The following is a 24404-nucleotide window of genomic DNA, read 5'->3' as shown; positions in this document are numbered from 1 at the left end:
TTGACACCATAAAATCATAGTGTTAACTTATGGAAGCCGTGAATGACGTTAAGTTTTCCGCGATTATATAGATTTAATAGTTGCCTCAATTTGCCGGATTTTAAATCCGCATGGAAATATTTGTATCTGTATAGTTACAGGATAAATTACCTGTTTCACGAGATATAATGAACTGACAATTTCATCGAAAGTAGAGGTCAAAATGCCGATTTATGAATTTAACTGCTCCGACTGTGATGCCAAATTTGAAGAGATGAGACTTTCCAGTGGCTCCTTTAAGGGGGTTGAGTGCCCCAAATGTGGGTCGAAAAAGGTAAAAAAAGCGTTCTCAACCTTTGCCCCTTCAATTGCCGGCAGTTCCTCCTCATCCGCCAAGGGGGGAGCATGTAACCTTGAATCAGGCGGCAGTCCATGCTCTTCCGGCATGTGCGGCTTTAACTGATCCCGCACGGAAAGGGACCAGTGAGGGGGACAAAACGATTCCGGACATCGGTCCGCCAAATGACGCTCCTCCTCCTTATAACAACGGGATGTAAAACGGCGGGAACTGACCTCACACTTCATGACGCCTCTGAAGGCTCGAAAGCCCATATTAAACGGATAGCATACGCCTCAACGGACAAAGGAACGGTAGTCAAGGTCTACAGCAACATCCCCCTGGAATACAGCACATATTCCCTTTCAGAGCCGACCAGGGTAGCGGTGGAAATACCAAACGTGGTGCTCGACTTCGAACCCCGTAAAACCGAAATAAACGATAAAACCGTATCCCATGTATCTGTTGTTGCGTTCCCCGAAATCGACTCTGTTCGGCTTGAATTGCAACTTTACCGGGAAACCCCTTTCAGTGTCGCCCTTAAGAAAGGGAGACTTGAAATACTCGTCTCCGACGATAGCTCCCTTTTTACGGCTCCAATGGAATACCGCGGCACAGATAAGAATGGATCAGACAAAATAAATCCCGCCATTGGCGCCGATTACGAAAACAGAACGAGACAGGAGCTTCTGGAAGAGATCAATATACTTAAAGCCAAAATCGCCGAAGAGAGGGAGAACAATATCAAGCTGGAGCTTGAGAACAGCCTTATGAGAAAACAGGCAAACGAAGCCCAAAAGCAGTTCGATGAGACGATGAGCCTTGCCGAAACGCTCCAGGCAAGGGTTGTTTTCATGGAAAAGCAGTTAAGCAACATTCAGACAAGACTTATCGGAGATAATGCCGGCGCCTCTGAAGGGGGGTTGTCCAAAGGCCCCATAGCCGCGCCGGATGACCCGGAGACAGCAATAAAAAAAATGATCGAGGCATGGATCAAAGCATGGAACATGGAAGATATTAAGAACTACTCGGAGCACTATTCTTCCGATTTCAAGTTCGGATATATGGATAAAAAGGAGTGGGTGGCCGATAAAGCCTTCAAGTTCAAAAGGCCTGGCGTACCCGAGATCGATTTTGAAGCGCTGGAGATATCGATCATCTCCAGCCGGGCGGCAAGGGCAACGTTCCACCAGCTGTACCGGTCAAACAGTTTCAACAGCCGGGGGGTTAAAACCCTCTCTTTGACAAAAGAATCCGGGAAGTGGAAAATATTAGATGAGAATTGGAGCAGGATCGATAATTAAAGGAGAGAGGGAAAACTTGGAGCACCGGAATGTTTGATAACCTGAAAAGGGATATCTTTGTACTCAGGACCAATGTAAGGGTCGCGTACACCAACTTTGCGTTAAAGCAGTCCTTCCGAACACGTCCTGTAATACCGAAAAAAGTGGTTACAGGCACCCTTTCGCTGTTGATTGTCGTTACACTGACCTTCTTTACATGGAGCAATCGCACATTGATTGGGAACTCCGCCGTATTTGTATGGGACACGGCAAAATCAACCGCTGTATTTACATTGGACACGGCAAAGACCACTGCCGTATTTGTATCGAACTCGGCGAAGTCAACTGCCGCCTATGTATCCGAAAAAAGCGCCCTCATATACGATACCGTAAAAAATACAGCTCAAAGCTCATACGAAACTACCGCCAACTTTGTAACAACCACAGATCTGTTCATCGGCGAATCGATGGCGTCGATCCAAGAATCGTTTGAATCAAAAAAACCCGTCGTCATTGAGAAACAGGAGACCGTTGCCAAGCCGGAGCCTGAAAAGGAACTGGAAAAACTGGCAATCGCTCCCGAGCCGCCGGCCGCTCCGCTACTGGAGAAGTACGCTGTTGCCGTAGATAAAAAGAACAGAAAACTCCACATCCTACGGGAGTTCCAGGAACATTTTGAGGTGGTGAACAGTTTTGATGTCTCCCTTGGCAAAAATACCGGCAGGAAAGAGACGCAGGGCGACTTAAAAACCCCTGTGGGCCTTTATCATGTGACGGAAATAATCACGAAAGACCTTGATAAGATTTACGGACCTCGAGCCTTCGTACTGAACTACCCTAACATGTACGACAGGAAGAAGGGGCGCACAGGAGGCGGTATATGGCTCCACGGCACTGGAATAGGCGAGCGTACACCAGATACAAGAGGGTGCGTGGAATTGACCGACAAAAACATAGTTGACCTTGATCAGTGGGTTTTTAAAGATACTACCGTAGCTATATTCCCGGAAGATATGGGCGTTCCATTTGAAAACGGAAGGTTGCAGAAACACTATCTGACGGAGACATTCTTCTACGAGGGGGATATGCCCGCATTCAAGCCTGTTGCATCCAAGACCGCCCCAAGTACCAGCCAGGTCAATTGAGCTTTTAAGCCTCTTTCTGTATTGGCTTTTGAGCCTTCACTAAACTATAATTTCCAGAAATTGATGGAAAATGAAATAATCAGGGCCGAGATTGCCGTTATCGGCGCAGGTCCCGGAGGCGGCATAGTCGCCGAAAAGACCGCCGGCAAAGGCCTGAAAACTTTCCTTATAGACAAGGGGAGTCTCGGAGGCTCCTGCCTGAACCGGGGCTGCGTTCCGTCGAAATCTTGGCTTGCCGCAGAACATCTTTACAGGCAGAAAGAATTCGCAAAAAAGATCGGCATAAACCTCACCGCTCCTGATTTCAGCGGCATCAAGGCGCACCATGAAGAAGTGGTTTCAGTAATGCAAAAAGGGCTGAACTCAACATACCAAAAAATGGGCATAACGATGCTTGCCGGAAACGCTGTTTTTACTTCAGAGAAAACCTTATCAATTAATAACGGGCAAACGATTCTTGAATTTGAAAACGCGGTTATCGCCACAGGGAGCAGACCGATAAATCCTTTCGGCAATGGAGACGGGATTTACACTTCCGATACCATCTTCACAATTGAAAAACTGCCGGAATCGATTGCCATCATCGGCGGCGGAGCCATTGGGATGGAGATGGCGACCTTCTTTTCCGGAGTCGGTACAAATGTCACGGTAATCGAAGCGCTTGAGGACATCCTGCCAACTGTTGACGGCGAAATAAGGGCGGTTGTCAAAAGGGAGCTTAAGAAAAAAGGGGTGACATTCTTAACTGCCACAAAAGCTTCTAAAGTTTCCCGCCACAGAGATTCCATGCGCATTGATCTGGAAAACGGTGAAACTGTCAATTCCGAAATTCTTCTGGTCGCAATTGGGAGAATACCGGAATCGGGGAGCCTTGGGCTTGAGAATACAGAAGTCTCCACAGACAAGGATGGGTATATCATTACCGACCAGGCAATGCGCACATCCCAAAAAGGGATCTACGCAATCGGCGATGTGGCAGGAAAAACCAACCTGGCATACATCGCCCATCACGAGGGGATTGTCGCCGCCCGCGACATACTCGGTAGCAGGGGGCTGGCAATAATGGACGCTAGACCGGTCAGGATAGATCACTTCACCCTTCCGATAATAATCTTTACGAATCCCGAAGTTGGATTTGTCGGGAAAACCGAAGAGGATTTAAAGAGGGAAGGAAATCCCTACAACAGAGGAGTTCATTTCATCCGCGCTCTTGCCCGAGCCCACGCTTCTGGGGAAATTGCCGGACTGGTAAAAATATTGACCGATGATTCGGGGAGAATAGTAGGAATTCATATGGCCGGCCCTGGTGCGACTGAGATCGTTCACACTGCCGCAGTGGCGATCAAAGCTGAAATGACGGCTGAGGCGATGGCAAACACGATTTTCGGACATCCGACGATAGCAGAGGCGATCCCACTTGCGGCGGCATCCCTTCTCGAAGCGAAAAAATAGAGGGCCGGTTCATCCCGGCAAACTGACAGCCGATAATCGGCCATTGAGGGGGAACAGATGATCCCCCATTTTCTTATCCCTGATCCAGACCGCGCCTTTTCTTTGTCTGTTCGGCATAGTGGCGCTGGTAGACGATGTCCCACTCTTCGGTACCTTCGCGGATATCCCTGCCGTATGATCCGATGGCTTTCCTTACCGCCTGATCGATCTCTTCCTCTACATTCAGCTCGTCGGTGAGGACCTTCACAATGCCGAGCCTCATATCGTTCTCATCTACAAAATATTCGATCCTTTCGTCCTTGAGCAGGGTCTGCAGAATCACCTTGGACAACTGGTTTATTTTTTCTCTTGTCAGATTCACAGTATCAATCCTCTCTCGCGCGCAAGCTTGTTTTTCACCATCTGAAATACCTTGCGGTAATTAATGTTGTTTTCGTCTATCTGGTTCTCCTGCTCGCGGAGAATCTCCTTCACCTCTTCGTTGAGCTTGTCCTCAACCATCAGATCGTTCACGATTGATGACTCGACTATCGAAACGGCGCTGTCAAAATCGCAATCGTATTCGATTATCTCCTTTTCCTCAAGATGCTCAATAATCTTCTTTGAAAGATAATGAACCACTTCCTTACGCAATTTCATCTCATTTCTCTCCTAATAACGAACCAAATCCCTGCCGGGATTCATTGATAAAAAATTATCAAGTTGCTCTTCATCCAGTCCAAACGACTTTATTTGCCTCTTTGAATTCTCGGTTCCGTGAAAGTCGCTGCCGCCGCAAATCCCAAGCGAGTACTTCGCCGCGATATCGAGACAGAACCGGACATTTTCCGCCGAATGCGAAGGGTGGTATACCTCAATACCGTTCAGCCCCTCTTCAACAAGCCTTGGTATATACATATGGGCGCTTCCGACGCAGGGGTGAGCAAGAAAAGCCAATCCGCCGCTGTTGTGGATCAGTTTTATAGCCTCGCCCGATGTAAAAAAATCAACAGCCTCGTAATAACTGCCGGATTCGCCAAGATAACGGGAGAAGCACTCATCAAGACTCATCGCGAAACCTTTTTTCAGAAAGAATCTGGCGAGATTCAAGCGGTTATATGAGCCGCTACCTATCTCAGCGATCACTTCATCCTTGTCGATATCAAAATCCGAATTCGCACTCAGCCTTTCAATAATGCTTAAAAGCCTTGATTTACGCTTTATAGCAATTTTATCAAGAACTTCCAGCAATTCCTTGTTGGCTGAATCGATAAAATATCCCAATATGTGTAATTCAGTCCCTTCAATGGTGGATGTCAATTCAATGCCGGGAATAAACTCTCCATTTGTGAACCTGTCGAAAGCCGAATGGCCCGCAACTGAATCGTGATCGGTCAAAGAAAATACCTTAACAGCCTTGTTTTCAACCAGTTCAGATATTTCCTCAGGTGTATTCAACCCATCGGAACAATTTGAGTGCAAATGCAAATCTGCAACGATTTTTGCCATACACCCTCCTGTCCAAGTTAAATTTTAAAAGGACTATACTACACCATTTCATGCCATTTATGGCAATTGAAATTTGAAAGAGATTGTTTTTTATGCCTAAACTCGCAAATTCAACTCTCCCTGCCTCATATGACGCTTTTTCTGGACTATCTATACGAATATACAAATCGAAAAAGTCACACATCCTATTCTGCAACTCCCGATCCCCCCTTTATTTCCAATAAATTATTTCATTTTCCGACTACGGCATGTTAAAAATGCAGAGGGGGAAATCTGAAAATATCCTGGATCGGCTTCACCAAATCTTCGGGAGGAAATTGATAGGTGGCGGTTTGGAAAAAAAAGAAACTGGGTGACATTCTCATGGAAACCGGCGCAATCTCACCCGAACAGAGGCACGCGATCCTTGAACGGCTGGAAAATTCAGGCGAAAGATTCGGTGAAGCGGTAATTTCCCTTGGCATCCTGACCGAAGAGGAGATCATCTCCACCCTGGCAAAACAGCTGGAAATTCGAGTGATCGACCTTGAAGGGGTTGAACCTGATAAAAAACTGTTAGACCTTCTGCCTGAAAGCCTTGCACGGAGGCACTCCGTTGTTCCTGTGAAGATGAATGGGAATTCCATTATCATCGCGATGTCGGATCCTTTAAATATCCCGGCGATCGACGAACTCTCCGCTAAACTCAATTCAAAAGTTTCCGTCTCCATTTCGCCCAAGAGCCAGATAGAAAGATTCATAACAAAAAATTACGGCATTTCCGGCACGGTCATGGATGCGATGCACTCGGTTGATCCTCTCCTGCCTGGCGAAATATCCCCGATATCGCAGGGAGAAACCTCCCAAAATAATGCTGCAGGAATGGCTCCGGTAGCCGCCCTGCTGGATGCCATTATCCGCCAAGCTGTCGATGAAAGGGCAAGCGATATCCATCTTGAGCCTGATGAAAATTCACTGAATATCCGAAACAGGATCGACGGTGTCCTTTTTCCAACAGGGGAGATCCCTAAAAAACTCCAATCTCTCCTGATAAGCCGGGTAAAGGTCGTGTCACGCCTTGATATTTCAGAATCGCGAATGCCTCAGGACGGCAGATTCATGGCTACTATTAATGGGAAAGATGTTGAATTCCGCGTTTCAACATTCCCGACAATATACGGTGAGAATGTGGTTATCCGAATTTTGCGCAAGGATGCAACACTGACCACGTTGATACAAACCGGGCTTACCGGTTCATCCCTTGAGAAAACATTAAAACTTACAGGGACACCGCACGGGATGGTAATAGTTACCGGGCCGACAGGTTCCGGCAAGACAACAACCTTGTACGCCATTCTGAATGAACTAAACGACATTAGCAGGAATATCGTCACTATCGAGGATCCTGTGGAGTACCGGCTCCCCGGCGTGCGCCAATCCCAGATCAATATCAAAGCAGGGCTTGATTTCGCCAACTCTCTCCGCTCAATACTTCGCCAGGACCCTGATATGATAATGGTCGGGGAAATACGAGATAGAAGCACGGCCGAGATCGCCGTTCAGGCGGCAATGACTGGTCATATGGTACTCACCACGCTCCACACGAACGATGCGGCAAGCGCGGTAGTGCGGCTGATCGACCTCGGCATTGAACCGTATCTGATCTCCTCCTCACTTGCCGGGGTAATTGGCCAGCGCCTTGTAAGGAAAATTTGCGAGAAATGTAAGATTAAAAAATCCTGCAAAAACGGTGAGGAGGCTTCGCCTGAGAATGAAAGCGCTCCCTCCTTTTATGGTCGCGGTTGCTTGGTTTGCAATAAAAGCGGATTCGCAGGGAGGACCGGGATATTCGAAATTCTGATGATGGACGATGGCTTGAGCGAAATCGTATCCCGGTGCGTTGGCGTGGCTGAGATAAGAAAATTCCTCTTCAATAACCAGCGGATGGAAACGATGAAAATGGACGGGATGCAGAAGGTAAACCGTGGCATTACGACTGAAGATGAGATCCTGCGGGTAACTTCCGATATCCAATGCGCAATTCGATAACCGCGCACTGTTTATGCGGAGGTAAACTCGTGTAGAATGCCCCGTAAATAGATTTTTCATCATGAAAGGATTTTTAGTAATGCCCCAGGACAAAGTTTTTTATGCCGGCGAGGCTGACAAGTGGTTCGAAAGGAACAAAAAGAGTCTTGCCGAGAAGGGGAAAGGGGCCGTAGACTTTCCGATCGAGATGATAAAAACTCACGGGTTAAAACCTGAGAACGTGCTGGAGATTGGATGCAGTAACGGGTGGAGACTTGGCAGAATACACGATGAGGTCGGCTCTCGCTGTGTCGGCATCGAACCTTCTGAAGCAGCTATTACCGATGGGAAAAAGAGCTTCCCCGCGGTGGAATTCAGAAGAGGCGTTATCTCGGAGCTACCCGTTAAGGAAGATGAAACCTTCGACCTTGTGATAGTGAATTATGTGCTTCACTGGGTATCAAGAGAATTCCTCATGAAAGCGCTTTACGAAATAGACAGGACAGTGAAAGATGGCGGTCGCCTGATAATCGGTGATTTCCTGCCAGACAGTTCCGTAAAAACTCCCTACCACCATCTGCCGAAAGAAAAAGTTTATACGTTTAAACTCGATTACCCCTCGATCTTTATTTCGACGGGCATGTACGAAGAAGTCGACAAGGTGATATATGCTCACGGAGAGGAATGCGGCCTGGGGATGGAAATCCCTTCCAATGTTCGCAGCAGCTGTTGCATGTTAAAAAAGTCACTCGGAGAGTTTTACAAGGAAATCGGCTTGAACTTTTGAAGATTGCCGGAATGAATAATGCCTGGGGAATTTTGTTATGCCATTGTTTACCTATAGAGCGAGATCCAGAGCTGGCGGCACGCTCATGAAGGGGGACATAAGCGCGACAAACATAAATTCCGCCGCCGACAAGTTGTTAAGGGAAGGTTTTATACCTTCCAGGATTGAAGCCAGAAAGAGATACCTTTTCGATTTTTTTGCCAAAAACTTCAAAAGTTTCGGGAGCCTTAGCCCGGAAAAACTGATCATTTTCACTACTCAGCTGGCGTCGCTTCTAAAAGCAGGCATACCGATAGTGCAGACCATTGATATCCTTTCCGAACAGGAGGACCACAGCTATTTCAGGCAGGTTCTATCCGATATCAAATCAAAAATTGAAGATGGAGCATCGCTTAACGAATCAATGCGGGAATACCCGCTGATCTTTCCTGAAACATATACCAGCATGGTTATTGCCGGCGAAATTTCCGGAACACTCGACCAGACGCTCGAAAGGCTTGTAAAACTTCTTGAACGCGAACTTGAAACGGCAAACAGAATACGCGAGGCGCTTAGATATCCCAAGATCGTAGCTGTTTCGATAATAACCGCAATTATTACGCTCATGACATTCGTAGTGCCAAAATTCTCGGCTATTTTTACCAATGCAAAAATAGAACTCCCCCTGGCAACAAAGACGCTCATAACTCTATACGACTTTTTTCACGGGAACTGGCTGGTGATTTTCGGCGCATCCGCCCTATCAATCATTATTTTCTATTGGTTGATCAAGAACGGACCCTGGAAGGGGAAATGGCACTACTTTATTTTAAAAGCGCCCGTTACCGGAGCGGTAATTACACGGATAAAGTTCGCCCAGTTCTGCGGCATTCTTTCATGCCTGGTGAAATCCGGAATACCGATACTGAAGGCTATCGACCTTTCATCAAACGCTACCGCGAATAAATATCTTGAAACCGTTTTCGTAGAGGTCGGCACATCGGTTCAGGAAGGGACGGGGATGGCCGAACCGTTGAGAAAAAGAGGGGGGCTGGTACCTCACGCGGTTATTCAGATGATCTCCGCTGGGGAGGCATCCGGAAAACTCGATGAGATGCTTGAACGGATCGCGGGCTTCTTCAACAAGGAAGCCGAAAGGGAAATCAAGAACCTCTCCGCATATATTGAGCCGGTAATGGTTTTTATTCTAGGGTCGATCATACTTTTTATCGCGCTCTCGATATTTCTCCCGATATGGGATCTGACAAAAATCGTACACCCCTGAGCACGGAAGGCCGTTTTGACTCAGTTTTTAAATAGGTAATAGATTGTCTTGTTAAGTTCGAGATAGATCAGCTTGGCGCTTTGCCTGTCTTTCCACCAGTCTTCAATTTTCACGATGGAATCAGCGGATGGATGCACATACATCCGCATCCCTTTCCCCTCTATCTGTTTTTCATAAACCATCCCCGCCCTGGAGGTATGGTAAGGGGAGGTGACAAGGATAAACGATTTAATTCCGTTCTCCTCCATAAGGCGCACGTTAACCATTGCCTCGCCGACGGTGCTGTGCTCCGCAAGCTTTTCCTCCGACCAGATCAAATCGGCTTCGGGGATCCCCCCCTCTTTAAGCTGTCTCATATAAAGCTCCGCCCATGTTATCTTCCAGTAAAGCTGCCCCCCCCAGAAAACTATCTTCTTCCCCATTCCGCTTTTGTATAGTTCAATCGCCGACATCATCCTCTCCCCCTGACCATCGCCGGCAAGGACTACGATCGCTTCTGCCGACTCTATTGCATCCGAGCGGACCAGCGATGAAGAAATGTAATTAAGTATCCGAGCGTGAAATATCAGCGAGAGCAAAAAGACGGCAAAAAACGCAACAAGTGAATTTCTGAAAATATTTCTTCGCCCCGTACCCATTCTCCCCCCTGTTTCCGCAATTGACACAAAATCTGTATGCATCGCCAAGACTTGCGTATATTATCATAATCATTTACAGGGAAATTTTTTTATGCCGATAGTTGAAGCAATAGGACTCAAGAGAACATTCAGCGGCCTTCAGGCTGTAAACGGCATTGACTTCGCCATTGCGTCGGGCGAATGCTACGGTTTCCTCGGCCCAAACGGAGCAGGCAAGACCACTACCGTCCGGATGATACAGGGGATGATTCCGCACAGCGGCGGAAAATTGCATGTCCTTGGAAGGGACATCGGAAAATACGCGGGGGTCGTGAAGGAGAGAATCGGCATTGTTTCGCAGGACGACAACCTGGACAGGGATCTGACAGTGATACAGAATCTGGTTACCTATGCGCGCTACTTCAACATCCCCCGGCACGACGCCATAGCCCGCGCCAGGGAGCTTCTCGCTTTTCTCCAGCTTGAAGAGAAGACAAATGTAAAAATCCCCGCCCTCTCCGGCGGAATGCAGAGAAGGCTGGCCATCGCAAGGGCGCTGATAAACCAGCCCCGCCTGCTGATCCTCGACGAGCCGACCACCGGCCTCGACCCGCAGGCAAGACTGCTGATATGGCAGAGGCTCTCCTCTTTAAAAAAAGACGGCCTGACAATAATCTTGACCACCCATTACATGGAAGAGGCGGAGCGACTGACTGACAGGATAGCTATCATGGATCATGGCACGATCCTGATGGAAGGGGTCCCTGCAGAACTTATAAAAAACGAGATAGGAAAAGACGTCATAGAAGTTACCGCTGAAACAGGGGACATGGAAAAGATTGTTTACCTCCTGAACCAGCTGGAAACTCATCATGAACAGCATGGAGAAACGGTATACGTCTACCCCGAAAACGCTTCTGACATCCTCTCGCGTATCATGGATCAGAGCCACAACAAGATACTGCACAGGCACGCGACATTGGAAGATCTCTTTCTGAGGCTTGCAGGAAGGAGCCTCCGCGAATGAGATTTCCAAACATGCGCCGCTCGCACCGGGTTTGGCAGAGAAACCTCGACGTTTTTAAAAGCCATTACCTTGCGACAATCGTCGGCAACATCGGCGAACCGATCCTCTATCTGTTCGGCATCGGGATAGGGCTTGGGGCCTTCGTAAGGGAGATTGACGGTCATCCGTACATAGAATTCTTCGCCCCAGGAATGCTCGCCGCAAGCGCCATGACAGCCGCGGCGTTCGAATGCACCTTCGGCTCATATACACGAATGACGGAACAGAAGGTTTATGAAGGGATACTCGCCACTCCTATCGAGATAGAGGATATCGTAATAGGAGAGATACTCTGGGGAGCGACAAAATCGTTTTTTTCCACCTTCGCCATGTTACTGGTGATGATGGCCGCCTCCATTTTTACCTCCTACGCGCAGATACCGATGATCCTGCTCAACATGTTTGTCCTTGGAGTTGCCTTTAGCGCATTGGCTCTCGCTGTTTCAGCAGTTGCGTGGAGTTACGAATTCTTTAATTTCTTTTTCACCCTCTTTCTCACGCCGCTTCTCCTTTTTTCCGGGATCTATTTCCCCACCAGCATGCTCCCTGAATGGTTTTCAGGGATATTCCTCATCTTTCCAACCCCTCATTCGGTGGAGATAAACCGGTTTCTCTTCTACGGCGGAGACGGTCCGCACCTGATCCTCTCGGCGTTTTATCTCGCTTTTTTTATACCTGTCGGCACCGGCATAGCCATCAGCCTCACCAGGCGCAGATTGATCCCCCGGCACTAGGGACAAGCCGACACTCCAAAGAAAGAACCCATTTTTTAAATTAGGTTTTAACCTTTTTAAAATTAATATAAAATCAGGATTCAAAAAAACAGACAACCGATTGAGAGGGAAATCAAAATGGACGTGGTGATACTGTTTGGCAGCGATTCCGACAGAGAGACGATGCAAAAGAGCGCCGACACTCTGGACCTTTTTGGGATTTCATATGAAATGCACGTTACCTCGGCGCACCGTTCGCCGGAGAGGACCAAACGGCTTATTTCTGAATCGGAAAAAGCCGGGGCAAAGATATTCATCGCGGCGGCCGGTTTGGCCGCGCACCTGGCGGGTGTAGTCGCCTCGCATACCGCAAAACCTGTTATCGGCGTCCCTATGGAAGGTGGACCGCTAAAAGGGCTGGACGCGCTTCTGGCAACTGTGCAAATGCCGAAAGGGGTTCCCGTCGCTACCATGGCAATAGGCTCTCATGGCGCGGTAAACGCCGGATTGACCGCGGTCAGGATACTTTCCCTTTCGGATAAAACAGTTGCAAAAAAATTGGATGACTACATAAAAAAGATGGCTGACGAAGTCGGGCGATAGGAAAGATCAGCGAGATCTGTTCAGTTGCGCTATCGGCTAGTACTTCCTGATGGACTGGAGCAGGGCCATTTTGTTTCCGAGAAGCCGTTTATCCCCTTCTTGCTGAAATCTGGCTTCCAGCATGGCTCTGTCGAAGCACAGCCGTGAAGGAAAATCGCAAGGAATAAAAGCGCCAGCGGCGCGCCGAAACCGGGCCTTCGGATGCTCGACCCATCCAGCCGATTTGCAAACATTCTATTTGGAACCTTGAGAAAACGACTCCCCATACTTTTTCTTGTAGTACGCAAGTCTTTCCTCTTGGTTCATCCCTTTTTTTACAGCACTTTTTTCGGGGATATGTTCACTTTTCCTTCCTCCCTCGGGATGTTTCCTCTGGAACGGTTTCTTCGCCCCCCCCTCTTTTGCCGTGCCATACTCCCTTTGGGGCGTTTTTCTGCCGCCGCCAGCGGAGCTGGATCTACCCCTTGGCGCGCCATGATATCCACCTTCAGACTTTCCGCCGAAACCCCCTCTTCTTCCAGGAGTCTTCGCGCGATAGTTGCCGAGCTTATCATCAACAAGTTCAAAATCTACATGCCCTATCTCTATTTTCTGTTCGATATATTTTTCAATCCCCTCCAGATGCTCAACAAGGTCCTCGCACGCGAGCGTATATGCTATCCCCTCCGCGCCTGCTCTCGCCGTTCTCCCTATCCTGTGTACATAGCTGGCCGCTTCCGACGGAAGGTCGAAGTTTATTACATGCGTTATCCCGTCAACATGAAGCCCGCGCGCCGCAACATCGGTAGCTACGAGTATATTGATCTTATTTTCCTTGAATTTTTCGACAAGCCTCAGCCTTTTCTGCTGAGCAACATCACCGGTCAGAGCTTCCGCTATATGCCCGTTTGAATTCAGTCTGCGCGAAACATCCTCGGCGGTACGCTTCATGTTCGTGAAGATCAGAAGCTTTTCCATCTGCTCTTTCTCTATCAAGGTGAGGAGAAGCCTCATTTTGTCTTCACGCCCGATATGAAAAAGGAGCTGTTTAACCTTGTCGACGGTGATTTGATCGGGCTCTACTTCGACTTCAACGGCATCTTTCATGAACTGTCCCGCGAGCCTCCTGATACGCGCATCAAGCGTGGCCGACAGGATCATCGCCTGCTTTTTCCCTATCTCGGGAGATTTTTTTACGATCCATCTGACATCCGGCATGAATCCCATGTCAAACATCCTGTCAGCCTCATCAACTACAAGGATGGAGGTCCTGGAAACATCGACCGTCCTGCTTTTAATGAAATCTATCAGTCTGCCAGGGGTGGCAACGGCGATCTCCGGATTTTTAAGGAGATCTTTTTGCTGTTTGTCATACCCTACCCCCCCGTACATGGATACCGTTTTGAAAGGGAGATGTTTACACAGAGCTATCGCCTGAGTCTCCACCTGGACGGCAAGCTCCCTGGTCGGCACAAGTATGAGGGCCCTTATTGCGTTGCCTTCATCTTTTGTCGGTCCCATCTCAATCAGCCTTTGAATTATCGTTATCAGGAACACGCCGGTTTTGCCTGTTCCGGTCTGAGCCTGAATACAAATATCCCTTCCCAAAAGGCTTTCGGGAAGCCCCTGTTCCTGTACAGGGGTGCATTTCTGATACCCCATTTCGGCAATCCCCTTCAGAAGCGAGGGATCAAGATTCAGCGAATCAAATTTCATATATCATTATCCGTTCATGTGAAATAGTTTTAGTTTGAAAGAAAACGTCAATAGGTTTGGAACATTTCCCCTGATGAATACAGGGAGTCAAAAAAGAATCCATACAGAGCTCCATCCAACCCTGAAGAAATCGGCCGGTTGGAAAAAACAGAGGAATCCGTCACATCAGGAGTTACCAAAATCTGCTAATGCATCCTCCTCGGTTGGAAATACATTTACTTTCTCGTTCAATTTCGTGAAATTGAACAGTTCTTCAAGATCATCCCCAAGATTGGAGACCTTCAGGGTTCCTTTAACCTCCCCCATCTTCCGTATTATCATGATCAGGCGCCCCAGCCCGGAGCTATTGATGAAGTTCACCCCTTCAAAGTTAAGCAGAAGTTTCCTGCACCCGTCTGAAATCACGCCGTCAACCGTATTGGAAAACGTTTCCAGATCCTCCATGGACTTTATATTTCCGTCCAACTCGAAAACTGTTACACCCTTTATCTCTTTGCTTGTAAGTTTCACTCTATCCTCTCACAAATGAAAATAAACCTTCTTGCAAAACAGCAATTCACAATATTAGCCGCTACCGTTTTTATTATAATCTACAACGAGCATTGTAACATCATCCGACAGTGTTGCACCACCGGTATGGGTTTCCAGCGTTTTAAGTATCTCTCCAATAATATCAGACGAACGCAAATTATACTTTCCGCTGACCAAACTGTTTACCCGCTCCAATCCGAACTCTTCGCCTTTGGCGCTGGCCGCCTCGATAAGACCATCTGTGTATAATAGCATTCTGGAGCCGCTTCCTATTATAACTTCCTTCTCCTCGAACAGGTTGCCCTCGAACGAGCCGACCATACCACCGCAAAGCTCCAGCTTTTCAAGGCTGTTGTCGGCGCTCCTGAAAACCACGGGGGAAGGGTGGCCGGCCAGCGTATAGGTCATTTTCCCTGTTTTTACTTCTATCACGCCGAGGAAAAGCGTTAAAAATACGTCATCGGGAGTATTCCTGTACATAAAGTCATTAATATTCTTCGTGACGTCAGCCGGAGAGAGGCTCTTGTTCCGGTCGGACATCAGCAGGGTTTTGACTATGGAAACAAGGAGCGCCGCGGATGAACCATGCCCGGTAGCATCGCCGATGAATATCCCGATATGCTCATTATCGATTTGATAAACATCGTAATAATCTCCGCCAACATACATGCATGGCAGACAGACCGCATGAAAACTATATCCCGGCACGTCAGGGAGCATGGTCGGCAGAAGTCCTTTCTGCACCCTCCCCGCGATCTTTAGATCATCCTCAATTACCCGGTTCTTTTCCCTTAGCTCTCTGGTTTTCTCCTGTACCGCTATCTCGAGCCTCTCTTTTTCGCTTGCCTGCTCAATGCGGTATTTCTCCACAGCAGATATGAAGCTGTTGAACGACATCGCCATCTCGCCTATCTCGTCTTTTGACCGCTCAGTAAGGCGCAAATCATACCTGTCGTGCGACACTACGGAATTTACCTGCTCAACAATATCGGCAATCGGATTTACTACCATCCCCCTGAACACAACAAACGAAATGCCCGACATCAGAATAATTACCAAAAACGCGTATTTGATGAAATCCACGTTATTGGCGGACACCTCTTTTTCTATCTTGTTCATGGAAAAACTGGCAAGAAGCAGACCCCTTATTTCGTGATCATCGCCATGACAGATGTGACACTCCGCCTCGTTTTTGATCGGGATCATCATTTTTACATATGAACCTTTATCCTTCTCCTTTTCTTCAATGATCACACTCTCCCCGGTAGAAAGAATTTTCATGAGATTTCTGTCGTTTTCCCGAATTACCTGCGACGGCTCACTGGAAAGATCTTTGAAAAACTTCTCCCACCCGACCCTTTCGTTTACTTCTTTCACTGTGGAATCGTCCATAAAGGCTTCCTTGCCATCCACCCTTACGACTAAAACCTTCTCCATGTTGGCGATATGCTTATAGCTCGCCAAAATGCTCGACATCACCTCAGCAGATCCGTTTATCATGACAGGATACAATGTACTGCTGACGAAGGTCTCGATTAGATCGACCTTTTCCTTTTCGAATTTCTGGACCATTTTCCTCTCAACGTGTACGAAGAAGTAGGCCAGAGAACTCAGGCCAAGAAGTGAAAGAAAAACCACAAACAGGGTAACTTTCACCTTGAGGCTCAGGTAGATCCCCTTGTTCATGTTCTCCTTAATACCTTTAAAAACCATAAAATTATTTTGCTATTCACAAACCTGCGTTAGCTACATTGATAATCCCGGCGTTTTGCATGCCTGTCAATTCTTAAATGATTTGATAAAATCATCCATCCCGTTCGGATTATCACCCGGTTCAATTTTGTTCTCCTTGACGTCGGTTGTAGCCTTGATGATCGGCTCTATCTCCTTCACCTTGAACTGCTTCCCATGTTCGCTTTCTGAGCCCCCTTTTTCATCTTTATTTACAGGCGATGATCTGTCTACTGTTGGCTCCCCACCTTCATTACCCGGTTCCAGGGGGGGCGAAACTTTCTCCCTGTCTACTGTCAGGAGGGGTATTTCAAAAACATTGCCTGGTTCCAGACCTGTCCCATCCGAAGCTGAAAACTGGGTCGTGGCCTTAAGTATAATCGACGCCATGAAGGAATTCTCCGAAAGATCCTTTTTCAATTCTGGAAAATGATTCAAAGGGGAGAGGAATATCGCCAGGAAAAATGCCCATTTGGCGAATCCCAATATTGCGCCTGCGCCGTGGTCAATTTCAGATGGTATATGCTGCAACCCAAGCTTTTTTTGCGACAGTACCCCTAGAAGACGCACAAATATGTACAGGAACGCGAAGAGGAGGAAAAAGGTGACCAGGTCGGCGATAAGTCCGGTTTTTATTACCTGTTTGGTATATGGGGTCGCGTATGGATGGATACTAATCGAACCAAAATATCCGATGACCCATGCAAGCATGGAAAAGAGATCCTTAACAAAACCGCGCAGACTGCTGTAGATTACACAGCCGAGCAGGAAGACCCCCGCGGCTATATCGAACCAGTGGAAAGACATTGTCACTCCCCTCGCAAATTCTTCCCTGAATTATTCATTAAGGACTAATTATACTGTTTTTTCAATGAATTATTGATGTTTTTTCAGTTCAGCAAAATCCTGAATTCACTGGATCTCCTGCATAAAACCGCCTCTGCAAAAAGATGGATTGTAAACAAATTTTACTATCAGGCGGCGAAAAAGGGATAAAATGAAAATACCGTAAATTTAGGAAGAAGTATCAAAATGAGCAATGGTGAAAAAAATTCGACATCCTACGCCGATATTGCCGACGATGAATTCGTAAAGGAACTGGAAAAACCGCCCACTCGCAAAAAGGGGAGCGCCCCCCCCTGGATCGTCACCTTTGCGGATCTCACTACCCTGATGCTCACCTTTTTCGTCCTCCTTCTCTCATTCGCGAATATTGAGATTATCGAATTTCAGAAAGCGCTCGGTAGCATGCAGGACTCATTCGGTTCACAAAAACTCGAAAAAGGGATCCATCAACTTGTAAAGGAAGAAGGTTCTCTTGCGGAAAAACTCGGTATTAAGAAAAATGCGCCGCCGGTAAATCCCGAAAGGCAGGAAAGAAACGCCCTTGCGTCACTGATAACCGATGTGGCAATTCGCGAGGGGATGTTAGATGATATAAAGATATTTATCGGGCAGGATGGAATAAGTGTGAGAATAGACGAATCGGCGCTGTTTGATTCCGGAAAAGCCGACATTAAAGAGAAAATCTTTCCTTTTCTGAACGGCATTTCAAAGATAATGCGTTCCTATAATTTTAATCTCCTTGTCGAAGGGCATACCGACGATATACCCATAAAATCAAAGATATTCCCCTCAAACTGGGAGCTTTCAACCGTCCGGGCGACCACTGTGCTCAGGAAACTCCTGGAATTCGGAGTCCCCAAGGAGAGGCTTGCCGCAGTAGGGTATGCCGACAGAAAACCAGCGCTTGAAAACAACTCGCCGCAAAACCGGAAAAAAAACCGCAGGGTAGAATTTAAATTTATAAAGGTGGAATAATGAGCAAAAACAATTTCATTATATTTGCGGCGCTGATCGCAATCTCGCTTGCCGGCTGCTCATCTGAGGAAAAAGCTGAGAAAAAGACCTCGCTCCCTGAGGAACTCGCTGCAAGAAAACTTTATGAAAAAGCCGCGTCGCTGGAGAAAAATGGAAATCAGGAAGAGGCCAACGCGATATACCTCGAACTCACAGAGAAATATTCCAAAACAAAAACGTTTGAAAACCTCAGAAATATTCTTGAGCAGAAAGGTGTAAGCATAGAAGATCCGCTGGTATCCAAAACCGCAAAACGGATGTTCGCCCTGCAGAATATCGTCGTGCGGTACAAGGAAAGAAACGGAGTTTACCCGAAAGTCTCCGCTCTGAAAACCGAAAATGACATGTGGGGAAGCCCGCTTGTACTGGAGATAGGAGCAAATAAAAAGGTCGATTGGGAATTCGTGATAATTTCGATGGGACCCGATGGAAGGTTAAAAACAAAAGACGACCTATACCTGGTCTATGCAGGAGAAAAATCGGAAACGGCTGTGATGGGGGACCTGAAGTCCAAACCAAAACGTCAAAGCATAAAATCCGGGATCTCCATTGACGAGCTTGGCAACCTTTCAACAGATGATTCAAGCATGAAAAAAGAGGCAAAAACAGATGAGAAAAGCCGTGCTCTCAATGCGATAAGTTCGGAAGGGGACAAGAAGAAAGACAACTCGCGCGGAAGGACTGGGAATATCGAACAGAGGAAAGGCCTGGACGATCTCTAGACCCCTCCCTGAGGCTGCTCAGCCGGAACCTTCTTCTCTTCATCCATTTTCTTCAGAATGAATTCGACCCGCCGGTTCCGGCTCCTCCCTTCGGGAGATTCATTGTCCATTACTGGATGGGTATCGGCCAGCCCGATCGCGCGCAACCGGTCTACATCGATCCCCTTTTTCACCAGGTAGCGCAGAATTGTCGTCGCCCTCACCCCTGAAAGCTCCCAATTCGAAGGGAACAATTCAGTTTTTATCGGCATATTGTCCGTGTGCCCTTCAACGGTCAGGTAGTAGGTCGACCGTTTTAGAATTTCCGCAAGGTTGTTTAACAGCTTGAATGCCGGCGGGCTTATCTCCGAAGTGCCGCTTTTAAAAAATACGCCTCCATCAACCCTTATGACAATCTCGTTCTTTTGAATGAAAATTGAGGTATTTTCCGCAAGCTGGCTATCCTTGATCAGAGTCTCCATACTCTGCGCGTCCGCCTGAAGCTCGGCCTTCTGTTCCGCGGAAATTTCCTTTTCCTTTTTTTTGCCAGACTGAAAACTCTCCTCGCCGGAGAGGTAGGGCACCACCTTACCGACACGCTCCTCGGTTACGCCAAAGGCGTCCTTTACAGAGCCAAGCATATCCTTGAATTTGATGATGTCGAAATTCGCGAATGAGAGGAGAAGTACAAAAAAGGTGAGCATGAGCGTCGAGAGGTCGGCAAAGGTAACGTACCACAACGGTACAATGTTCTGCTTTTTCTCAACTTTAGCCATACAAAGGAGGCTCTCCTACTTGTGCTGAAGTTTAGGATTGAGGAACGCGTTCAGTTTTGACTTCATTATGGACGGATTCTCCTTCTTGATAATGGAAATTACCCCTTCCATTATCAGCTCCAGGCTTATCGTCTCTTCCGCTGAGCGAATCTCGAGCTTTTTAGCTATCGGGATGCAGACCAGGTTGGCAAAGATCGCCCCGTAAAACGTTGTCAACAAAGCAACAGCCATGGCCGGTCCGATGGACGACGGATCGCTGAGATTCTGCAACATCTGCACAAGTCCCACGAGCGTTCCTATCATTCCAAATGCCGGCGCAAGGAGCCCTACCTGCTCGAAAAACTGCGCTCCGGTCATATGCCTGAAGCGGAGCTTCTCAATCTCGGTGGTGAGAACCTCGCGGATGACATTTTGATCCATCCCGTCCACGGTCATTTGCATCGCCTTGTTTAAAAAACGGTCGGTCGACTTGAAATTCTGCAAAGAGAGAAGGCCGTCCTTTCTAGCTTTTTTGGCGATCTCCATCATCTGCCTGATAATTCGCGCAGGGTCGTGACCGCTTACTTTCATGGCATTAAGGGCTACTTTTATGGAGCCAAGAACTTGGCTAAGCGGAAACATGACCATGGTGCCCGCCAAAGTACCGCCAAACACTATCATTATACTGGGAACGTCTATAAAGCCGCCGATGTCGCCACCGCTTATTATTGCCCCGAATATAAGACCGAGACCGAGTATCAGACCGAGTAATGTGCCAAAATCCACTTCAGATGTCACCCTTCAAAACGTTTATCATCTCATCGACCAAATTCTTATATTATTAAGCATTTCCGAAGGTTCTTATTATATCTAAGACCTGCTCCATGTAATATATAGCTACAAATTTCCGAAGTGTTAATAAATAAACCATATCAGGATTGAAGTAAATATTAAAAGCAGGAATAGTTTTAAATGCAAAACAGAGAGATAATCTTCTCGGCGCAAATCATTGAATTGTCTAAACCTCGTTGCATGCTGTAAAGTTACATACTATGGTGCAAAAAAATTCCGCCAAGATCAGCAGAATGTTTTCCGAGATTGCCTCAAGCTATGACCTCCTCAACCGGATACTTAGTGGAGGCATCGACAGATATTGGAGAAAGCTTGGAGCTAGGAAACTTGCCCCAAAAAACGGCCTTTATCTCGACCTTGCTTCGGGAACTTGCGACTTCTCTCTTGAGTTACGGAAACAGGACGGAACGTCGCCGATCGTTGCCGCAGATTTCAGCCAGGCAATGCTGGAAATAGCCAGAAAGAAAACCGCCGGGAAAAATATTAAAATTGTGCGGGGTGACGCACTCTCGCTGGGATTCAGGGACAATTCCTTTGCCGGGATCACTTGCGCTTTCGGAATCCGCAACTTTGAAAAGCTGGAAACGGGACTGAAAGAAATTCTGCGAGTGCTGAAACCGGGGGGCAGAACCGTTATCCTGGAATTCACCACCCCTGAAAACTCGATTATCAAGGCGGTATACCTCTTCTACTTCACAAGAATACTCCCTATTATCGGCAGACTTATTTCCGGCCATAGCGAGGCATACACTTACCTACCGCTTTCAGCGGTAAACTTTCCGAACAGGAAGATCCTCGCCGAGATATTTCAATCATCCGGATTCATCAACATATCGGTTACGCCCCTTACGTTCGGAATATGCGACCTTATTTACGCTGAGAAACCGGGGTAATGAAAATTTGCGCTTCTGTTGCATTCGCAACTGAATTTTTAAGGATGCCCATTTGAAAAATATCGCGAAATACATTGAACGGCTGAAACTCTCAAAATCCGGGCTTGAAAAAAAACATCTCCTTAATACCGGAAAATCCGGCGGATTCGAAACTTGCCAGGAACTCACTTCTATCACTGACGGGATAATCAGCGATCTTTTCATGGAAATCGACGGCAGTCCAAAGGGAGATAAAAGCATTACGGCCAACGGCTTTGCACTAGCCGCGCTTGGCGGATACGGCCGACAGGAACTCTGCCCAAAGTCCGACATTGATCTTCTCTTCCTCTATAAACCAGAACGTCTCCACCGGAAAAACACGGAACAAACCGGGATCATCCCCTACCTGTGGGACATCGGTTTCAAGGTCGGCCACTCCACCCGATCCACGGATGACTGCATAAAAATTGCCGAAAACGACCTGATTAGCAAAACGGCGATGATGGAAGCACGTTTCATCCTTGGCAATATCGACCTCTACAATTCATTTACAAGACAGTTCAGAAAAAAAACATTGTCCGCCAAACCGCACCAGTATGTCCGACTCAAACAGCAGGAGACCGAGTTGCGCCACAATACTTTTTACAACTCGATATTTCTTACGGAACCGGACCTTAAAAAATCCCCTGGAACGCTCAGGGATTATCACACCGCGCTCTGGGTTGCCTACGCGCAGTACGGAGTTAATACACTAAGCGCTATCAATTCACGCGGACTGGCCGGCAATTCCGAAACTGAAGAGGTTCGCCGCGCTGTCGATTTCCTCCTGAAGATAAGGTGCGACCTTCATTTCCAGCAGGATGTCCCGAACGATGTGCTCTCCTATTCAATGCAGCCCAAGGTAGCAAAAAGGCTTGGCTACGGAGACGACGACAAGGAATCGCCAAAGCAAATGATGCGCGATTACTACCGCGCAGCCGATGTCATATACAGATTCAGCAATTCCATCCTCGACCAGGCCAGGAGGTATCGCTCCGAAAGCTCAAGATTCTCATTCAAGCCAAGCCATAAAAAGATCGATAAAAATATTTTTGCCGGGCCTGAAGAGATATACCTGACGGATATAACTCCCAACCAGCTTGCCTCCTTGCCTGAAAAAATATTTCTGATACTGAGCCACATGGTCAGAAAAAGGCTCAAGCCTTCCACGGGGTTGCGAAAGATATTTCTTGAAGTGGGGAGAATATGGAAAAAGGAAAAACCGGACAGGGAAGAGATATCCAGGCACTTTCGCGACCTGCTGAAGGAAGACGACCCTTTCAGCGCGCTTAACGTCCTTCGCGACACAAAGATCCTGACTACCATTATCCCGGAACTGCGGGCAATACGATTCCTCACCCCGTTCGACCTCTACCATAAATTCACGGTGGACGACCATACATTCAGGGCGATATCGGAATTCGACAACCTGAAGCGAAACGAACTTGGGGAATGCAGCATCCTACGCTCCCTCTACGAAAAGGAAAACAGAAAAGACCTCGTAAGAGCGGCCATACTTTTCCACGACATGGGAAAAAGCTCAGGGGATCATGGTGAAGAAACGGAGATCGATGAAGAGTCTGTCAGAAATCTCGGCTATGAAGAAGATGAAATAGGCACGATCTGCAAACTTGTCCGCCACCATATCCTCATGAACATGGTTGCCCAGAGGAGGGATCTGCATGACGACAAGGTAGTAACCGATTTTTGCGAAAAGATCGGCGATACAACAACATTGAAGAGGCTCTATCTCCTAACCTTTGCCGATACCACCGCTGTTGGGCCCGGCATATGGAACTCGTGGAAAGGTTCGCTACTCAAGGAACTTTATCAAAAGGCCTTTGCCGTACTCGAAAAAGGGGAAACCGCCGAAAAGCCGGAAATGGTCAAGGAAGAATTTTATGCGAAACTTTCTCGAACCGCCGCGCGATTCGCGGCAGGAATGCCGGAAAGATACCTGCTTATTCGCGACCCACTACACGCTGAAGAAGACGCTGAAATCTTTCAGGCATACCTCGACTCGAACGAATCCGCCGCAACAGGCTATCGGCTTATCTCAAAGCACGAACCGGGGGAAATCACCATCGTCACAAAAAATTCTCTCGGCCTTCTTCAGAAACTTGTGGGAACACTAACATCAAAAAACTTCAACATACTCGACTCCCAGATATTCACCAGGGGTGACGGCATCGCGGTCGACATCTTCAGGATCAACGGCCTTGATGAAAAAACGGTTACCGACGAAGCCATGATCAACCGTGTAGAAAATGAAATTAAAAATGTCCTCTCCGGCTCTATTAATGTCGAGGATCTCCTTAGAAGCCGGAAAAAGATGATGACAATAGGCGACAGCCTTCCCTCAATAACGCCTGAAATAAACATAATGAACGACGTATCATTCGCGCATACGGTCATTGAGACTTATTCGCGCGACAGGCTTGGGCTTCTATACGAATCGACGCGCGTGTTAAGCGACCAGAAAGTGGATATCTTCTCAGCGCGGATAACTACAGAAGGGCACCGAGCGCTAAATGTCTTTTACGTCTCGGAGCCGGACGGAAAGAAGATCATTCACTCGGAACGGATGGACTCGATAAAAAAAAGCCTCCTGCAGATCCTGTAGCAAC

General features: G+C 47.5%; 24 protein-coding genes. 14 read left to right on the top strand and 10 right to left on the bottom strand.

Annotated elements, in window-relative coordinates:
* Positions 1-202 precede the first annotated feature (202 nt).
* From OEY64_00790 to lpdA, 4 genes are all read left to right on the top strand, one after another.
* Positions 203-442: a zinc ribbon domain-containing protein gene (locus OEY64_00790; GenBank protein ID MDH5541476.1), complete on the top strand. Its 240-nt coding sequence runs from the start codon at positions 203-205 to the stop codon at positions 440-442.
* Positions 443-462: 20 nt separating this feature from the next.
* Positions 463-1620: an AMIN domain-containing protein gene (locus OEY64_00785; protein ID MDH5541475.1), complete on the top strand. Its 1158-nt coding sequence runs from the start codon at positions 463-465 to the stop codon at positions 1618-1620.
* A 29-nt stretch (positions 1621-1649) separates the two neighbouring features.
* Positions 1650-2744, top strand: coding sequence for a L,D-transpeptidase family protein (locus OEY64_00780; protein ID MDH5541474.1), 1095 nt, complete (start codon positions 1650-1652; stop codon positions 2742-2744).
* A gap of 63 nt (positions 2745-2807) precedes the next feature.
* Positions 2808-4196: a dihydrolipoyl dehydrogenase gene (lpdA, locus tag OEY64_00775; protein ID MDH5541473.1), complete on the top strand. Its 1389-nt coding sequence runs from the start codon at positions 2808-2810 to the stop codon at positions 4194-4196.
* A gap of 73 nt (positions 4197-4269) precedes the next feature.
* Here lpdA and OEY64_00770 read toward each other — a convergent pair whose 3' ends face one another.
* From OEY64_00770 to OEY64_00760, 3 genes are read right to left on the bottom strand one after another with little or no spacing between them, the layout of a single operon-like run.
* Positions 4270-4557 (bottom strand): DUF507 family protein, encoded by a 288-nt coding sequence (locus tag OEY64_00770; GenBank protein MDH5541472.1) that lies wholly within the window; start codon positions 4555-4557, stop codon positions 4270-4272.
* The gene (locus tag OEY64_00765) at positions 4554-4835 is read right to left on the bottom strand and encodes a DUF507 family protein (protein ID MDH5541471.1); all 282 of its coding nucleotides are present in this window, start codon (positions 4833-4835) and stop codon (positions 4554-4556) included. The genes OEY64_00770 and OEY64_00765 overlap by 4 nt, the downstream gene beginning before the upstream one ends.
* A 12-nt stretch (positions 4836-4847) precedes the next feature.
* Positions 4848-5684, bottom strand: coding sequence for a PHP domain-containing protein (locus OEY64_00760; protein ID MDH5541470.1), 837 nt, complete (start codon positions 5682-5684; stop codon positions 4848-4850).
* Between the two features lie 324 nt (positions 5685-6008).
* On the opposite strand from OEY64_00760, the gene OEY64_00755 reads away from it, so the two are divergent.
* The 3 genes from OEY64_00755 (at position 6009) to OEY64_00745 (ending at position 9742) form a co-directional block, all read left to right on the top strand.
* Complete coding sequence (locus OEY64_00755; protein MDH5541469.1) at positions 6009-7712, top strand: ATPase, T2SS/T4P/T4SS family; 1704 nt, start codon at positions 6009-6011, stop codon at positions 7710-7712.
* 79 nt (positions 7713-7791) lie between these two features.
* On the top strand, positions 7792-8478 hold the full coding sequence (locus OEY64_00750) for a class I SAM-dependent methyltransferase (protein ID MDH5541468.1): 687 nt from the start codon (positions 7792-7794) through the stop codon (positions 8476-8478).
* Positions 8479-8515: 37 nt separating this feature from the next.
* Complete coding sequence (locus OEY64_00745) at positions 8516-9742, top strand: type II secretion system F family protein (GenBank protein MDH5541467.1); 1227 nt, start codon at positions 8516-8518, stop codon at positions 9740-9742.
* A gap of 20 nt (positions 9743-9762) precedes the next feature.
* Here OEY64_00745 and OEY64_00740 read toward each other — a convergent pair whose 3' ends face one another.
* Entirely contained in the window at positions 9763-10407 is a 645-nt protein-coding gene (locus OEY64_00740) for a YdcF family protein (GenBank protein ID MDH5541466.1), read from the bottom strand.
* 64 nt (positions 10408-10471) lie between these two features.
* Here OEY64_00740 and OEY64_00735 point away from each other — a divergent pair, with 64 nt between their 5' ends.
* The 3 genes from OEY64_00735 to purE all read left to right on the top strand — a co-directional run bounded on the left by OEY64_00735 (position 10472) and on the right by purE (position 12741).
* Complete coding sequence (locus OEY64_00735) at positions 10472-11386, top strand: ATP-binding cassette domain-containing protein (GenBank protein MDH5541465.1); 915 nt, start codon at positions 10472-10474, stop codon at positions 11384-11386.
* Complete coding sequence (locus OEY64_00730; protein MDH5541464.1) at positions 11383-12159, top strand: ABC transporter permease; 777 nt, start codon at positions 11383-11385, stop codon at positions 12157-12159. Before OEY64_00735 ends, OEY64_00730 begins: the two co-directional genes overlap by 4 nt.
* Positions 12160-12276: 117 nt before the next feature.
* Positions 12277-12741: a 5-(carboxyamino)imidazole ribonucleotide mutase gene (purE, locus tag OEY64_00725; GenBank protein MDH5541463.1), complete on the top strand. Its 465-nt coding sequence runs from the start codon at positions 12277-12279 to the stop codon at positions 12739-12741.
* Between the two features lie 234 nt (positions 12742-12975).
* On the opposite strand, the gene OEY64_00720 is transcribed toward purE, so the two are convergent.
* The 4 genes from OEY64_00720 to OEY64_00705 all read right to left on the bottom strand — a co-directional run bounded on the left by OEY64_00720 (position 12976) and on the right by OEY64_00705 (position 17505).
* Entirely contained in the window at positions 12976-14436 is a 1461-nt protein-coding gene (locus tag OEY64_00720; GenBank protein MDH5541462.1) for a DEAD/DEAH box helicase, read from the bottom strand.
* Positions 14437-14601: 165 nt separating this feature from the next.
* Positions 14602-14946, bottom strand: a complete 345-nt coding sequence (locus OEY64_00715; protein MDH5541461.1) for an STAS domain-containing protein — start codon at positions 14944-14946, stop codon at positions 14602-14604.
* 54 nt (positions 14947-15000) lie between these two features.
* Positions 15001-16680, bottom strand: coding sequence for a SpoIIE family protein phosphatase (locus OEY64_00710; GenBank protein MDH5541460.1), 1680 nt, complete (start codon positions 16678-16680; stop codon positions 15001-15003).
* 66 nt (positions 16681-16746) lie between these two features.
* Positions 16747-17505: a CvpA family protein gene (locus OEY64_00705; GenBank protein MDH5541459.1), complete on the bottom strand. Its 759-nt coding sequence runs from the start codon at positions 17503-17505 to the stop codon at positions 16747-16749.
* A gap of 225 nt (positions 17506-17730) precedes the next feature.
* Between OEY64_00705 and OEY64_00700 the strand changes: the two genes are divergently transcribed.
* Together OEY64_00700 and OEY64_00695 are read left to right on the top strand one after the other, a co-directional pair.
* Positions 17731-18519 (top strand): flagellar motor protein MotB, encoded by a 789-nt coding sequence (locus tag OEY64_00700; protein ID MDH5541458.1) that lies wholly within the window; start codon positions 17731-17733, stop codon positions 18517-18519.
* On the top strand, positions 18519-19280 hold the full coding sequence (locus OEY64_00695; GenBank protein ID MDH5541457.1) for a hypothetical protein: 762 nt from the start codon (positions 18519-18521) through the stop codon (positions 19278-19280). Before OEY64_00700 ends, OEY64_00695 begins: the two co-directional genes overlap by 1 nt.
* Here the strand turns inward: OEY64_00695 and OEY64_00690 are convergent.
* Together OEY64_00690 and OEY64_00685 are read right to left on the bottom strand one after the other, a co-directional pair.
* Positions 19277-20035: an OmpA family protein gene (locus OEY64_00690; protein ID MDH5541456.1), complete on the bottom strand. Its 759-nt coding sequence runs from the start codon at positions 20033-20035 to the stop codon at positions 19277-19279. The genes OEY64_00695 and OEY64_00690 overlap by 4 nt on opposite strands.
* A gap of 15 nt (positions 20036-20050) precedes the next feature.
* On the bottom strand, positions 20051-20800 hold the full coding sequence (locus OEY64_00685) for a MotA/TolQ/ExbB proton channel family protein (protein MDH5541455.1): 750 nt from the start codon (positions 20798-20800) through the stop codon (positions 20051-20053).
* A gap of 266 nt (positions 20801-21066) precedes the next feature.
* Here OEY64_00685 and ubiE point away from each other — a divergent pair, with 266 nt between their 5' ends.
* Complete coding sequence (ubiE, locus tag OEY64_00680) at positions 21067-21759, top strand: bifunctional demethylmenaquinone methyltransferase/2-methoxy-6-polyprenyl-1,4-benzoquinol methylase UbiE (protein MDH5541454.1); 693 nt, start codon at positions 21067-21069, stop codon at positions 21757-21759.
* 52 nt (positions 21760-21811) lie between these two features.
* Positions 21812-24400: a [protein-PII] uridylyltransferase gene (gene glnD, locus OEY64_00675; GenBank protein MDH5541453.1), complete on the top strand. Its 2589-nt coding sequence runs from the start codon at positions 21812-21814 to the stop codon at positions 24398-24400.
* Positions 24401-24404: the final 4 nt, after the last annotated feature.

The organism is Nitrospinota bacterium (assembly GCA_029881495.1).
GTDB lineage: Bacteria > Nitrospinota_A > UBA7883 > JACRGQ01 > JACRGQ01 > JAOUMJ01.
Note: the sequence above shows the minus strand (reverse complement) of the source record. Positions and strands in the feature narration are given on the sequence as shown.